Below are 14,599 nucleotides of genomic sequence, written 5' to 3'. Positions count from 1 at the left end.
TGGACGGCCGTGGCACTGTGCGGAACGTCGGTACCGGGAGGGGCGAGCGCGGATGTTGACTCTGCACAGGGTGTCGGTCGGCTACGGCGACACGCCCCCCGTCCTCCGGGACGTGTCGGTGACGGTCCGTCCGGGTCGGATGCTGGCGTTGACCGGTTCGTCGGGTGCCGGCAAGACCACCCTGCTCAACGCGATGGCCGGGCTGCTGCACCCGCGGGAGGGCACCGTGACAGTGGACGGGCAGGCGCTACGCGACCGTGATCACGGGGTCGAGCACCGGATCGTCCTCGTCCCGCAGGACAACGGTCTGGCCCCGATCCTGACCGCGACCGAGAACCTGCAGGTCGCACTGGTCGCCAGCGGCGTGGCAGCGCCGGAGGCCCGCCAGCAGACCGCCGCGATGTTGGATCGGCTGGGCCTCTCCGGCCAGGCTGACCAGATGGTCGAGGAGCTGTCCGGCGGCCAGCAGCAACGTACGGCCATCGCTCGCGGTCTGGCGCTGCGCGGCGGCGTGCTGCTTGCCGACGAGGTGACCAGCGAACTGGACGCGGGCAATCGGCAGCGGATTCTGGATCTGCTGCACGACGAGGCACGCCGGGGTGCGGCCGTCGTGTTCGCCACCCACGACCCGGAGGTGGCCGCCGCCTGCGAAGCGGAGCTTCACCTCGTCGAGGGCCGGGCGGAGATCGTCCGGAATTGAGGAACCTCCCGTAACCGGCAGGTCTCAGTCCACTCGCAGGGGACGGTGAGCGTAGGGCTTCGCCGATACCATCACCGTCAATGCTGACCATCATCTGGGCAGCGCTCGCGGCCCGCCGGGCGCAGGCCACGGCCGTGCTCCTGCTCGCCTTGCTCGCCAGTGCCGCCGCCGCGGCCGCACCGAGTTACGTCGCCGCAGCCGGGCAGGCTCTGTGGCGCTACGAACTGTCCACCGCGCAGCCGAACGAGCTCCGGGTGCGACTCGCCGAGCCCGTCGAATATCCGGGGATGCCCGGCGATCCCAACAGGACGCTGTTCGCGGGCAAGGTCCGGGAGTTGACGCCGGCTGGTTTCGACGTCGTCCTGGGCGCCCAGAGTGGCGGTGTCGCCGCCGGCCGTGCCGGCACGGTGACCTCGAACCTCACCTATCGGGCGGGGGTCTGCGAACGGGTCACCGTGACCGGCGCCTGCCCCCGGGCCACCTCGAGGGGTCAGCTCCCCGAGGTCATGGTCAGCACGCACACCGCGGCGCGGCTCGGTGTCGCCGTCGGGGATCAGTTCACGTTCGGCGCGGTGCCGGTGCGCGTGGCCGGCGTCTACCAACCGCTGGACGTCAAGGATCCGTTCTGGCTTGGCGAGGAGATCATTCGGCCACCCGCTGCGGACTCGGCCAGCGGGTCGATCCCGGGCAGCGCCGAGGACGCCATCTTCAGCGCCGAGTCCGCACCCCTCGTCGACGAACAGGCGATCCTGTTCCGATCGACGGCTGATCTCTACGCCACCGAGCAGTTGTTGGACAGCCGATCGATACCGGACCTGCAGGCGACGCTCGCGGTGCTGAAGCGCGACGGGGGCCGTGCGGGTTACGGGGCCGGCACCAGCCTGCCCGGCCTGTTGGATCGCGTCACGCTGCAACGCGGGCAACTGGCCGACGGCGTGGCGCTGGGCGCGGGGCTGCTCGTTCTGCTCTGCTGGCTGGTCCTCTTCGTCGCGGTCGGTTCGGCGGCGGACCAGCGGCGACCGGAGCAGGGCCTGCTCCTGCTCCGTGGCGTGCAGCGCCGACGCCTGTGGGCGCTGGCGATCGGCGAGCACGCCGTGCCCGTCCTGGTCGCGATTCCCCTCGGCTGCCTGGCCGGTCTGGGCGCTGCCACACTGCTCGCCGCGCGCACCCTCCCGACCCACGTCGACGTCGCGGTGGACGCGACCACGATCGGATTCGCCACCATCGGCGCTGTCGGCGCGCTCGCCGCGGTGCTGCTGGCCCAGGCTCGGATGATGTCCGCGCCGGTCGTCGACCTGCTGCGCCGGGTGCCGGCACGGGTACGAGGGTGGCGGGCGACCATCGGCGACGTCGTCGCGGTGTCCATCGCCGTGGCCGCCGTGGTGCAGTTGCGCTCCGGCGGATCGCCCAGTGGCCTGGCGCTGGTGGCGCCGGTCGCCGGAGCGCTCGCCGCAGGTGTGCTGCTGGCGCGGGTCGCGATGATCGCCGGCGCCGCGGTGGGTGCGGCGCTGCTCGCGCGCGGCCGAACGGCGGTCGGCCTCGCCCTGGTGCAGGTGGCCCGGCAACCACGGTTCCGCCCGCTGATCGCCCTGCTGACCGTGGTCGTCGCCATGCTCGCTTTCACCGTCGCGACGAGTGAGGTCGCTTCGGCCGCCTACCGCGATCGGGCGGTCGTCGAGGTCGGCGCGCCGCGCGTCGTCGAGGTCGACGCGACGTCGCGTTCACACCTGCTGACCGCCGTGCGGGCGGTGGATCCCGAGGGCAGATTCGCAATGGCCGCGGTGGTGTCGGGTTCCCCCGCCGCAGCCGGCACACCGCTGTTGGCCGTGGACTCGGACCGGCTCGCGACGGTGGCCGCGCCGCATCCGTCCTACGGCGCGTCCCTGGCGGACATCGCCCGAGACATCCACCCAGCCGCGCCGGGGACACCCGTGCGGTTGCGGGGTAGCCAGCTCATCATGGCGCTCTCCGCCGACTTCGACGCCGAGGTCTTCGCCGGAAATCGGGTCCGCCTCGCGATCACGATCTCCGGGAGGAACGGCACCCGGGTGGTCCTCCCCCGCGACGACATCAAGCCCGGCCGGAGGGATTACGACCTCCAGGTGCCCGAGTGCGCGCAGGAATGCCGGCTGGTCAAGATCGAAATCGAAGCTCCCGTGGTGTCCGGGCAGCTCAAGGTCCAGTTCGAGGAGTTGCGTGCCGCCGACGCCGACGGCCAGGGCGAGACGGTCGTGCTGACCGGCGCACAGCTCGCCGATCCGCGACGGTGGCGGGTGCTCGATCCGGTTGACACGTTCCTCGGCGCAGCGAGCGGGACGAAGGCGGCGCTGGCCCTCGAGATCGCGGAGAACCGGCGGTCGAAGCCGGCCGGCGTCGGTGTCGTCGATGCGCCGTTCCCGCTGCCCGTCTACCTGACCCGGTCGAAGGGAACGGCGGTCGGCGGCTCTCACCCGTACGACGGTGTCGACGGGACACCGACCAACGGATCGGTTCGAGGTCTGGTCGACCGCCTGCCGCGGCTCGGTGGATCCGGGCTCATCGTCGATCTGGAGTACGCGGACCGACTCGCCGTCGCCAGCCAGAACGGCAGCGAGGAGGTCTGGTTGGCGCGGTCGGCTCCCGCGGACATCCTCGACCGGCTTCGCGCACAGGGTCTGGTCGTGCGGAGCGACCGGACGATCGCCCAGGTACGGGAGAATTTCGATCGGCAGGGAGCGGCGTTGGCCCTGCGTTTCAACGTGTTCGCTGCGCTGGCCGGGGTGCTGATCGGGGCGGCCGGCATGGTGGCGACGGCCTCCGCCGACCAACGCGCCCGGGTGGCCATGCTGGTGGCGCTCCGTCGGCAGGGGCTGCCACCACGTGCCGTGCGTGGCGGTTACGGGTGGCCGGTCGTGTTCGCGGTGGGGTCGGGTGCACTCGTCACCCTGGTGATCTGGCTCCTCACCCGGGGCGGGCAGCGTCTGTTCAGTGACGGCCGCTCAACGGTCCCGATACCCGACTGGCCGGACGTCGGCCGGCTGCTGTTGTTCGCGGTGCCAGCCGTCATCGTGTTCGCCCTCACGGCGGTCGTGCTCGGTCGGATCGTCGCCGCCTCGGTGCGCCGCCGGAGCGGTCGATGACCGCCGCGCGGCAGGACGCGCCGGAGACCCCCGCAGAGCCGGCCGGGGGTGTGGCCGTCACCTGCCACCGGCTGATCCACATCTACCCCACCGCCACCGGTGACGTCGTCGCCCTCTCCGGCGTGGACCTGAACATCGCGGCCGGCGAGATGCTGGCGCTGGTGGGTCCGTCCGGCTCCGGCAAGTCCACGCTGGTGGCGATTCTCGGTGGGCTCATGCAACCCTCCGCCGGGCGGGTCTACGTGGGCGACCACGAGCTGTCCCGGCTCTCGGCCAAGGGCCTGGCCGCCCTGCGCGGGGCCACGGTCGGCACGGTGCTCCAGGGCGCCGAACGCAACCTGCTGCCGTACCTGTCGCTGTCGGACAACATCTGGTTGGCGCAGCGACCCGCGGCACGCCTGGCCGGACGCCGGCTCGACCCACCGGAGGCGATCCTGGAACTGGTCGGTCTCGGCGGCGCCGGCGCGCGGCGGGTGAGCGACCTGACCCCGGGGCAGCGCCAGCGGGCCGCTCTGGCGCAGGGGCTCGCCGCCGGGCCCGGCCTGCTCCTGGTCGACGAGCCCACAAGTCAGCTCGACCAGGCCGGTCGCGACGACGTGCTCGCGGCGCTGGCCACTGTCAACGCGCAGCGGGGCACCACAGTGGTCGTGGTGACCCACGACGGCGAGGTGGGTGCCCGGCTCGGCCGAGCGGTCACCATCCGCGACGGCCGGGTCGGCGCCGAGGGGCGTAACGGCCGGGACTTCGCCGTGGTGGCCGGTGACGGCACGATCCAGTTGCCGCCCGAGACGTCGGCAGCCTTCCCGGCCGGCACGTTGTTCGAGGTCGACCACAGCGACCGAGCGATCACCCTGCGCGCCGTGGCCGCCCCGTCGTCCCTCGGCGGTGACGACGGGGCGGCCAGCGCCGGCGGCGAGCCCGACCACGCCCTCTGAATGGACCCGGCCGACTCAGTTCACCGTGGCAGCGGCCCGCGCCTTGCGTTGGCGCAGTTCCTCGGCGGTCATCAGCCAGGTGGAGTTCGTCGCCCCGAGACCGAGGAGCACCTGGTCGAAGCCGTTGCCGTCGTTGTCGTCGGTGTAGCAGAGGCTCACCTCGCCCCACGGGGACGCGGCGATCGCCAGGTGTTCCTGCCGACCCGTCGTGGTCTGGCTCAGGGCCTGGGCCGCCAGCCGACCGGTGGTGCTGCCGTCCGGGTTGAGGCCGCGCGCCCAGACGTCCGGGTTGGCGCCGGACACCGTCCAGCCCACCACGACGTTGTCCTCGTCGTCGATGCCGACCCCGGGCGCGACGGCCCCGGTCCCGGTGGACACCTGGACCTCTCCGTGGCGGGCGGCGCCGGCAGCGGTGAACGAGCGCGCCCAGACGCCCCGGGTGCCGGTGTGGTCCGACTCCCAGCCGACGGTGAAGTCACCGGCGAACGTCGCCGCGACCGACGCCCGCTGCTGCTGCCCGCTGCTGCTGCCCGCCGCTCTGCGCGTTGGCCGTGCGCCGGGACAGCACCACCGCGCCGTTCGACCGGGCCAGCCGGGTCAACCCGATGTTGTACGAGCCGTTGGCGTCGGCGTCCTCGTCCCAGACCACCAGCGCCTCGCCGGAGGCGGACACCGCCACGTCGGGGCGGTGGTGCGAGCCGGTCGTCTGCGAGGCCGTCACCTCGTACGCCTTGGCGGTGGCGGCGGTGAAGCCGGCGGCCTTGACGGTGGCCGGAGCGGTCGCCTGCACGTCCTCCCAGACGACGGTGAAGCCGACGCCGGCGGTGGTGGGCGCGCCGTCGGGGTCGACCGCCACCTTCGGCCAGATCTGCTGCCCGGCGTCGCTGGCGTTGGCCTGCCCCGAGCCGAGGATCGCGCCGGCCGCTGACACCACCCGGTACTGGATGTTGTAGACGCCGTTGCCGTCGCCGTCGGCGGCCCAGACGACCACGGTGTTGCCCCGGTCGTCGAGCCCGACGTCCGGGCTGATGTGCCGCCAGGCGGCCCCGCTGGTGCCACCGGTGGAGAGCTTCAGCTCGTAGCCGGGTGTGCCGTCGCGGAACAGGCGCAGGTAGATCTAGCGTAGAGGGCGTACCGGCGGCGGTAGTCGGCCAGCGACACGATCTCCGCGCCGACGTGCTGGCGCACGGCGGAGGTGTTGACGCCACCCTCGTAGATGTAGTCGCCGAGGTGCAGGATCAGCCCGGGGTTCTCCTCGGCCATCCGCCGGTACGCGGTGTAGTAGCCGGCCTCGTAGTGGGCGCAGGACGCGAAGGCCATGACCAGGTCGCGGCCGAAGGTGCCCGGGGCCGGCGCGGTCCGCGTACGTCCCACCGGGGAGATCTGCCCCTGGGCCCGGAACCGGTAGTAGTCGGAGTCGGCGGCGAGGCCGCCCGCGACGACGTGCACCGAGTGGGCGTCGGCGTAGCGGGCGACCACCGAGCCGGACGCGACAAGCGACGAGAAGCGGTCCGTCGTGGACACCTGCCACTCGACCGTCACGTCGGCGTTGGCCATGCCGCCCTGCCCGTCGGCGTTGAGCGGCGAGGGCGCCAGCCGGGTCCACAGGACCACGCTGTCGGACGCCGGATCACCGGACGCCACACCGAGTTTGAAGGGGTACGGGACCGCGGCGCGGGCACCCTGCCAGGGTGTCACCGCGGCGCCGGCGGCAGCGAGTCCACTGAGGACGAATACGCGACGGCTCAGCCTTGTCATGGTCCATACCTTCGAGGCCGTCGATGAACGGCGAAGGCTGCGGCGCGGAAGCCGACGTGACGGGACGTCGACCGCGGCAAGGCGGTCAGGTGTCCTGGCCGCCGAGGTTGGCGGCCGGGCCGTCAGGTCAGCGGCGACGGCGACTCGGCACCGGGGATCAGCAGTTTCGGCGTACCGGACCCGTCGGCCGCGACGCTGAAGACGTCGGGCCGACCGTCGCTCTGGCGCAGTGTGTAGGCCAGCGTGGCGTCGTCGAGCCAGGCCGCCTGGTCGTCGACGCTGGTGGTCTCCGCCGTCGCGGTGACCCGCCCGGATGCCAGGTCGAGGACCGACAGCCGCCAACCCTTCGTCGGGTCGGCGTCGATCGCCTCCTTGAAGGCGATCCGGGTGCCGTCGGGCGACAGCGACGGGCACTCCACGTTCGTCCGCATCGTCTCGACGGTCCGGGCGGCCACGTCGCCGCGCACGAGGTACCGCCTGCCGCCGGTGGCCATGGTGGCGTAGAAGTGGTTGTCGTCGGCGGTGAAGGTGACACCCCAGTAGTTGACGTCGGGGCTGCGGTAGCCGCGACCGTCCCGCGTGACGGCGAACTCCTCCAGCGACGTCACGGTGGCGCCGGTGACGGTGTCGAGGATTCCGGTGCGGGTGGAGAAGCCGCTCGCCGTGTAGGAGTCGCCCCCGACGAACGTCGTCCAGGAGACCATCCGGCCGGAGGCCGAGACCCGGGCCCGGTTGGGCAGGCCGGGCACGCTGAGCGTCCGCTTCTGGCGCAGCGCCGCGTCGAGCACCACGACCTGGTACGACCACGCCGTCTCCGGCCGCAGGCAGACACCGGTGCCGGCGGCCGCGTACACCCGCAGGCATTCCAGACCCGAGACGGTACGCGGCCCGGCGGGATCGGCGGTCGCGACGCTGGAGACGTACCGGTCGGTGATGGCCAGCAGGCGCGGGCCCGGCGCCAGTGTGACCGCCTGGTCCCCGGCGGCGGTCGGCGGCGGGGTCCGGGCCGGCTCGGCGGCGATGGCGGCGTAGCCGGCCGCCACGCTGGCCAACAGCACCGCGCTGGCGGCCACCACGCCGAGCTTCGCCCGGGTCGACATCGCGCTCATGGGGACACCTTCCGGAGACTGGGGCGGAGCGGGGAGGCCAGCAGGAGCACGGTGACGACCAGGACGCCGACGACGGCCACGGCCGCCACCCGGACCGCCGTCTGCGGCCCCCACGCCTGCCAGGCCAGCCCGAACAGGACCGAGGAGACGAGGTACGCCAGCGCCTGCCCGGTCTGGACCAGCGCGATCCCGGTGGTCCGTAGCCGTGGTGGCAGCACCGGCCCGGCGAGCGCGATGAGCACGCCGTCGGTGGCCGCGTAGAACGCGCCGTACAGCGCCAGCGTCAACGCGAGCGCCGGCCAGCCGTGCGCCGGCCCGGACAGCAGCAGGTAGGTCGCGCCGAGGGCCACGTAGCCGCCCACCACCACCGGCAACCGCCCGATCCGGTCGGCGAGCACGCCGAGGGGTGCGGCGAGCACCAGGTAGGCCAGGCTGGTGCCCACTGCCAGCAGCGGGAACCACCGCAGGCCAAGGTCTTCCCGGCGCTGGAGCACCAGGTAGACGAAGCCGTCGCCGATGGTGGCCAGCCCGAGCATCGTCGCGGCCAGCAGCAGCCGACGGGCGGGCCGGCTGCGCAACAGGCCGAACGCCTCGCGGACGGAGACCCGGGGCTCGTCCGGCCCGTCGGCCGGCTCGCCGGTCGGTCGCTCCCGGACGAACAGCACGAGCACGACGACGGCCAGGACGGCGACGCAGAAGCTGGTGACGAAGACCGCGTCGTACGACTGCCCGACGACCAGCAGGACGGCGAACGCGACGAGCGGCCCGAGGAACGCGCCGACGCTGTCCATCGCCCGATGCACCCCGAACGCCCGGCCCAGGGCCTCGGGCGGGGTGGAGAGCGTGATGAGCGCGTCGCGGGGCGCGCTGCGCACACCCTTGCCGAGCCGGTCGACGGCGATGACGGCGCCGATCGCGGGCACCGACCGGCCGGCGAGCAGCAGGCCGAGTTTGGCGACGGCAGAGAGTGCGTAGCCGACGCCGGCGACCAGCTTGCGCCGCCGGAACCGGTCGGCGAGGAAGCCGCCGACGACCCGCAGCAGCGCGGTGGCGCCCGTGTGGACCCCGTCGAGCACGCCGAAGGCCACCGGGCTGAGTTGCAGGCCCAGCACCAGGTAGAGCGGCAGGACGGCGGCCACCATCTCGGCCGAGATGTCGGTGATCAGGCTGACCGTGCCGAGCGCGACCACGTTGCCGCTGACCAGCGCGAGCCGTCGGCGTCGTGGCCCGGCGTCGGGCGGGTCGGTGACCGGCCGGGAGACGGACGACAGGTACACGCGCATCTCCTCTGATCGGTGGGCGACGGTCAGCCATCGTGACGATCCGGTCGGGGGCGTCACAAGGGACCGCGAGGGGCGGACAAACATGCGGTGGGTGAACATCGGAGAAACATCGAGATGTTTCGTTGCTTGAGCGTACTGTTTCACCTGGCGGCAGTCCGCCGGTTCATCGACCTTCCTACATTCCTTGCGCTTTCCACCCGCAACGAAGGGGTCCTGGATGGACATTCGAATCGCCCGCCCACCGGTCACGATCGGGACGGTCGCGGTGCTCGTCGCCGCCACCGCCGCCGTCGTCCTGACCGGCTCGGGCGCGGCCTCCGCGGCGAGCGTGACGTTCACGCCGGTCGCCGACACCTACGTCCAGAGCGACACGGCGTCCACCAACTACGGCACGTCCACGCAGATCGTGGTCGACAACTCACCCGCACGGCGGATGTTCCTGCGCTTCACGGTGAGCGGTGTCAGCGGCACGGTGACCAGCGCCAAGCTGCGGCTGCGCACGATCAGCGGCAACAGCGGCAGCGACGCCGGTGGCACGTTCCGGACGATGTCCAACACCACCTGGTCGGAGACCGGCACGACCTGGAGCAACCAGCCGACGATCGACGGGGCCACCCTCGGGTCGCTCGGCGCGGTCGCCGGCAACACCTGGTACGAGGTCGACGTCACCTCAGCGGTCACCGGCAACGGGACCTTCAGCTTCGGCGCGACCTCGACCAGCGGCGACGGCGCCTACTACGACACGCGGGAGAGTGGAGGCGACGCCCCGCAGTTGGTGGTCACGACCGGCACCACGACACCGCCGTCGGGCGATCCGGTCCTCGTCGGGGCCGGTGACATCGCCACCTCCGGCTCCGGTGACACCGCCACGGCGGCGCTGCTCGACAACATCTCCGGCACCGTCTTCACGACCGGCGACAACGTCTACGACAGCGGCACCGCATCCCAGTTCGCCAGCTACTACGAACCCACCTGGGGCCGGCACAAGGCGCGCACCCGCCCGTCACCGGGCAACCACGACTACAACACGTCCGGCGCGACCGGTTACTACAACTACTTCGGCACGACCGCCGGCCCGAGCGGTCGCGGGTACTACTCCTACGACCTCGGCAACTGGCACATCGTGTCGCTGAACTCGAACATCAGCATGTCGGCCGGGTCGACGCAGGAGCAGTGGCTGCGCGCTGACCTGGCGGCCACCAGCAAGCCGTGCACGCTGGCGTACTGGCACCACCCGCTGTTCACGTCCAGCTCCAACCACGCGCCGTCGACGTCGACCCGCCCGCTGTACCAGGCGCTCTACGACTACAACGCCGACGTCGTGGTCTGGGGCCACAACCACGTGTACGAGCGGTTCGGCCCGATGAACCCCGCCGGCGGCTACGACGCCAGCCGGGGGATGCGCAGCTTCGTCGCCGGGATGGGCGGCGCCGACCACTACGGCTTCGGCACCATCCAGCCCAACAGCGAGGCCCGCAACAGCTCGGCGTTCGGGGTCCTGAAGTTCACCCTGCACTCCGCCAGCTACGACTGGCAGTTCGTGCCGGTCGCCGGGCAGACCTACAACGACAGCGGCACCGGCGCCTGCCACTGACCGCCTGATCCCGCCGCCCCCGCTACCGGGGCGGCGGGATCACCCCTCGCAGCGGCGCGCGACACCGCAGCACCCGCGGCACCTGCAACACCCGCACCGCCCCCACGCGATACCCGCGGCACCCCGCAGCAGTGGGCGCGGCGACTCGGCACTGCGGCAGGCGGCACTGCGGCACTGCGGCACGACGCTGCGGCAGGCGGCGCTGCGGCAGGCGGCGCTGCGGCAGGCGGCGCTGCGGCAAGCGCGGCAGGCGGCACGGCGCTACGGCCGGCGGCCCAGTGTTCCGTGCGGTTCCCTGTAGAGCTGCCCCAGATATGGGCCACCCACCCGCCCGGCGCGGAAGTCGTCATGCCGGTCGAGTTCGCGGACCATGTGCAATCGCCAGCAGCACAGACCCCTGACCCTCGCCAGCGGCACGCACCCGGCCCCTCGCCAACCGCACGCCAGGCCGCAGACGAAGGACCGCACACCCATCACGACACCTCGCCAATGCAGATCTTGGACAGTTTCCGTTACGAGAAAACGGAAACTGTCCAAGATCTGCGGCATCGACAGCCCGACGACACCGTCCGTCTCTACGGCGGGCCGTCCATGGACCGCGAAAGGACGGCGTGACCGCGCGGCCGTCGCCACCCAGCACGGCCGTCGCCACCAGCACGACCATCGCCACCAGCACGGCCGTCGCCACGGAACGACCATCGCCACCAGCACGGCCGTCGCCACCGAACGACCATCGTCACCGAACGACCATCGCCACCAGCACGGCCGTCCCCACCCAGCACGGCCGTCGTCACCAGGACGGCCGTTGCCGGCACGGCGGTCGTCACCGGCGTGGCCGCGAGCCCTGTTGCGTGCCGCGGGGTTGCCGCCCCATATCTGGGGCAGCTCTACAGCGCTTGAGGAAGGTGGGGCCGACTCCGGCAAGGCGGTTCCGGCATCGGCGCGAGCCTCCGCCGACGGCGACGCGGCGCGGGCTTCTGTGGGCGCCGCACCGCGGAGTCGACGTGGCCGGGCAGCCGAACGCCCGCACCGCCGAACGCCCGCACCGCCAAACGCCCGCGCTGCCGAACGCCCGCGCTGCCGAACGCCCGCGGCGCCAAACGCCCCGCGGCGCCTAACGACGTGTGCCCCTGCCCGTGGGACGGGTAGGGGCACACGTGTGCAGTGTCGTCGTGTCAGCGGGCCGTACCGGCGCGGCGCTTGTTGTAGACGTCGAACGCGACGGCGACGAGCAGGACGAGCCCCTTCACCACCGACTGCGTCGACTGGTCGATGCCCATCAGCTGCATGCCGTTGCTCATCACCGCCATGATCAGACCACCGACCATCGCGCCGACCACGGTGCCCACGCCACCGGTGACCGCCGCGCCGCCGATGAACGCCGCAGCGATCGCGTCCAGCTCGAACATGTTGCCGGCTGCGGGCTGCGCCCCGTTGGACCGCGACGAGTAGATGACGCCCGCCACCGCCGCGAGGAAGCCCATGTTGACGAACATCCAGAAGTTGACGGTGCGGACCTTCACGCCCGACAGCGCCGCCGCCGAGAGGTTGCCGCCGATCGCGTAGACCTGGCGGCCGAAGACCGTACGCCGGGTGAGCAGGCCGTAGACGAGCACCAGCACGGCCAGGATGATCAGCACGATCGGCAGCCCTCGGGCGTGCGCCAACTGCCAGGCGAAGTACATGAGGACCGCGCCCACCAGGACGACCCGGGCGACAAACAGCGGGAACGACTCGACCGGCTGCTGGTAGCGGATGCGCGCCAGGCGGGTGCGGAAGCCGCTCACCGCGTACCCGGCCACGGCGAGAGCGCCGATGAGCAGCGTGAACGCGTCGAAGCCCTGACCGCCGAGCAGCCCGTTGAGGAAGCCCGCCGCGACCTTCTGGTATTCGGCCGGGAAGGGCGACAGGGAGATGTTGTCGAGCACCTGCAGCGTGAGGCCCCGGAAGAGCAGCATGCCGGCCAGGGTCACGATGAAGGCCGGGATGCCGGCGTACGCCACCCAGAACCCGTGCCAGGCGCCGACCGCGACACCGACGGCCAGTGCCGCCACGATGCCCACCCACCAGGGGTGGCCCTGCTGGATCACCAGGACGGCGGAGACCGCGCCGGTCAGCGCGACCACCGAACCCACCGACAGGTCGATGTGCCCGCCGATGATGAGAATGACCATCCCGATCGCTAGCACCAGGATGTACGAGTACTGCAGGACGATGTTGGTGATGTTGCCGGGACTCAGCAGCACCCCGTCGGTCAGGAGCGCGAAGAGCGCGACGATGACGACCAGGGCGACGTAGATCCCGCTCTGCCGAAGGTTGTTCAACACCAGCGCCCGCAGGTCGCTCGTCCCACTGTGCAGGGCGGCGGCGGGTGTGCTGTCCGGGGGCGTCGGGCGCTCCGTCGAAGGGGTTTTGATGCTGGTCATCCGACGAGCTCCTTGTCCTTGGTCATCAGCTCCATGAGGCTCTCCTGGGTCGCCTCGCCGACCGGCTTCTCGCCGGTGATCCGGCCTGCGGCGAGGGTGTAGATGCGGTCGCACATGCCGAGCAGCTCGGGCAACTCCGACGAGATCACGATCACCGCCTTACCTGCGGCCACCAGCCGGTTGATGATCGTGTAGATCTCGTACTTGGCGCCGACGTCGATGCCCCGGGTGGGCTCGTCCAGGATCAGCACATCCGGGTCGGTGAACAGCCACTTCGACAGCACGACCTTCTGCTGGTTGCCCCCGGAGAGCTTGCCGACCACCGCCATGACGCTGGGCGTCCGGATGTTCATCTCCTTGCGGCTGGCCTCGGCAACCTTGATCTCCTCGTTGCCGTTCACCCAGCCGAGGTGGGCCAGCCGGTCCAGGGCCGCGGCCGAGACGTTGCGCCGGACGTCGTCGATGAGGTTGAGGCCGTAGCGCTTGCGGTCCTCGGTGACGTAGGCGATGCCGTTGTCGATGGCCTCCGCGACGGTACGGGCGTTGACCTCCTGCCCGCGTACGAAGAGCTTGCCGTGGATGTCGCGGCCGTAGGAGCGGCCGAAGACGCTCATAGCCAGCTCCGTCCGGCCGGCGCCCATCAGCCCCGCGATGCCGACGACCTCGCCGGCGCGCACCGACACGCTGACGCCCTCGACGACCATCCGCTCCTGGGTCGGATGCCGCACCGACCAGTCCTCGATCCGCAGCACCTCGTCCCCCGGCGACGAGACGCGATCGGGGTAGAAGCTCTCGATGTCGCGCCCGACCATGCCCCGGATGATGCGCTGCTGACTCACGTCGGCGGCGCCCATGTCCAGGGTCTCCACCGTGCGGCCGTCGCGGATGACCGTGGTCGAGTCGGCGATCGCGGTGATCTCGTTGAGCTTGTGCGAGATCATGATGCAGGTGATGCCCTGCTCCTTGAGCTGCCGCAACAGGCCGAGCAGGTGCGCCGAGTCGACGTCGTTGAGGGCGGCCGTCGGCTCGTCCAGGATGAGCAGCCGCACCTTCTTCGACAGCGCCTTGGCGATCTCCACCAGCTGCTGTTTGCCGACGCCGAGCTGGATGACCGGGGTGACCGGGTTCTCGTGCAGCCCGACCGACGCCAGCAGCTCGGCCGCCTCGGCGTTGGCCCGGTTCCAGTCGATGAGCCCGCCACGGCCACGCCGCTCGTTGCCGAGGAAGAGATTCTCGGCGATCGACAGGTAGGGCACCAGGGCGAGTTCCTGGTGGATGATGACGATGCCGTTGGCCTCGCTGTCCCGGATGCCCCGGAACTGCATCGGCTTGCCGTCGAACAGGATCTCCCCGTCGTACGAGCCGGAGGGGTGGACGCCGGACAGCACCTTCATCAGGGTGGACTTGCCGGCGCCGTTCTCACCGCAGATGGCGTGGATCTCCCCCCGACGCACCGCGAGGCTGACGTCCTCCAGCGCGGTCACCCCGGGGAAGGTCTTCGTGATACCACGCATCTCGAGGATGGTGTCGTCCATGGTCACTGTCCTCTGTCGGGTCTGGACGCGGTCCATCACGGCGTCGGGGGGGGGGGGGTGTTACCGCCGCCCCAACGGTGCATAATAGAAAATAGGAGAAAAGAGCGGGGCCAGAACAAACAACCAAAAAGAAAAAAAAA

At 71.4% G+C, this 14,599-nt stretch carries 11 protein-coding genes; 4 read left to right on the top strand and 7 right to left on the bottom strand.

Going from position 1 to position 14,599, the window contains the following annotated elements; translation table 11 throughout:
• Nucleotides 1-52: 52 nt before the first annotated feature.
• From ABZU46_RS04255 to ABZU46_RS04245, 3 genes are all read left to right on the top strand, one after another.
• Nucleotides 53-700: an ATP-binding cassette domain-containing protein gene (locus ABZU46_RS04255; protein WP_354855024.1), complete on the top strand. Its 648-nt coding sequence runs from the start codon at nucleotides 53-55 to the stop codon at nucleotides 698-700.
• 80 nt (nucleotides 701-780) lie between these two features.
• Complete coding sequence (locus ABZU46_RS04250) at nucleotides 781-3,819, top strand: FtsX-like permease family protein (protein ID WP_354855023.1); 3,039 nt, start codon at nucleotides 781-783, stop codon at nucleotides 3,817-3,819.
• Entirely contained in the window at nucleotides 3,816-4,754 is a 939-nt protein-coding gene (locus ABZU46_RS04245) for an ATP-binding cassette domain-containing protein (protein ID WP_354855022.1), read from the top strand. Before ABZU46_RS04250 ends, ABZU46_RS04245 begins: the two co-directional genes overlap by 4 nt.
• A gap of 15 nt (nucleotides 4,755-4,769) precedes the next feature.
• On the opposite strand, the gene ABZU46_RS04240 is transcribed toward ABZU46_RS04245, so the two are convergent.
• The 5 genes from ABZU46_RS04240 to ABZU46_RS04220 all read right to left on the bottom strand — a co-directional run bounded on the left by ABZU46_RS04240 (nucleotide 4,770) and on the right by ABZU46_RS04220 (nucleotide 8,898).
• Nucleotides 4,770-5,132: a hypothetical protein gene (locus tag ABZU46_RS04240; protein WP_354855021.1), complete on the bottom strand. Its 363-nt coding sequence runs from the start codon at nucleotides 5,130-5,132 to the stop codon at nucleotides 4,770-4,772.
• Between the two features lie 97 nt (nucleotides 5,133-5,229).
• Nucleotides 5,230-5,745, bottom strand: a complete 516-nt coding sequence (locus ABZU46_RS04235) for a hypothetical protein (protein WP_354855020.1) — start codon at nucleotides 5,743-5,745, stop codon at nucleotides 5,230-5,232.
• Nucleotides 5,746-5,825: 80 nt separating this feature from the next.
• A complete protein-coding gene (locus ABZU46_RS04230) occupies nucleotides 5,826-6,512 on the bottom strand; it encodes a PhoD-like phosphatase N-terminal domain-containing protein (protein ID WP_354855019.1) in 687 nt (228 codons plus the stop codon).
• Between the two features lie 122 nt (nucleotides 6,513-6,634).
• Nucleotides 6,635-7,621 carry a hypothetical protein gene (locus ABZU46_RS04225; RefSeq protein WP_354855018.1) on the bottom strand — a complete coding sequence of 329 codons (987 nt, stop codon included), beginning with the start codon at nucleotides 7,619-7,621 and terminating at the stop codon, nucleotides 6,635-6,637.
• Nucleotides 7,618-8,898, bottom strand: coding sequence for an MFS transporter (locus ABZU46_RS04220; RefSeq protein ID WP_354855017.1), 1,281 nt, complete (start codon nucleotides 8,896-8,898; stop codon nucleotides 7,618-7,620). Before ABZU46_RS04220 ends, ABZU46_RS04225 begins: the two co-directional genes overlap by 4 nt.
• A 223-nt stretch (nucleotides 8,899-9,121) precedes the next feature.
• Between ABZU46_RS04220 and ABZU46_RS04215 the strand changes: the two genes are divergently transcribed.
• Nucleotides 9,122-10,498 (top strand): DNRLRE domain-containing protein, encoded by a 1,377-nt coding sequence (locus tag ABZU46_RS04215; RefSeq protein ID WP_354855016.1) that lies wholly within the window; start codon nucleotides 9,122-9,124, stop codon nucleotides 10,496-10,498.
• A gap of 1,175 nt (nucleotides 10,499-11,673) precedes the next feature.
• Here ABZU46_RS04215 and mmsB read toward each other — a convergent pair.
• Both mmsB and mmsA read right to left on the bottom strand, forming a co-directional pair.
• Nucleotides 11,674-12,924: a multiple monosaccharide ABC transporter permease gene (mmsB, locus tag ABZU46_RS04210; RefSeq protein ID WP_354855015.1), complete on the bottom strand. Its 1,251-nt coding sequence runs from the start codon at nucleotides 12,922-12,924 to the stop codon at nucleotides 11,674-11,676.
• On the bottom strand, nucleotides 12,921-14,459 hold the full coding sequence (gene mmsA / locus ABZU46_RS04205; RefSeq protein WP_354855014.1) for a multiple monosaccharide ABC transporter ATP-binding protein: 1,539 nt from the start codon (nucleotides 14,457-14,459) through the stop codon (nucleotides 12,921-12,923). The genes mmsB and mmsA overlap by 4 nt, the downstream gene beginning before the upstream one ends.
• Nucleotides 14,460-14,599 lie beyond the last annotated feature (140 nt).

Source organism: Micromonospora sp. NPDC005197 (assembly GCF_040608295.1).
In the GTDB taxonomy this organism is placed as follows: Bacteria; Actinomycetota; Actinomycetes; order Mycobacteriales; family Micromonosporaceae; genus Micromonospora.
The sequence above is the reverse complement of the archived record's forward strand: the minus strand, read 5'-3'. Positions and strand labels throughout refer to the sequence as shown.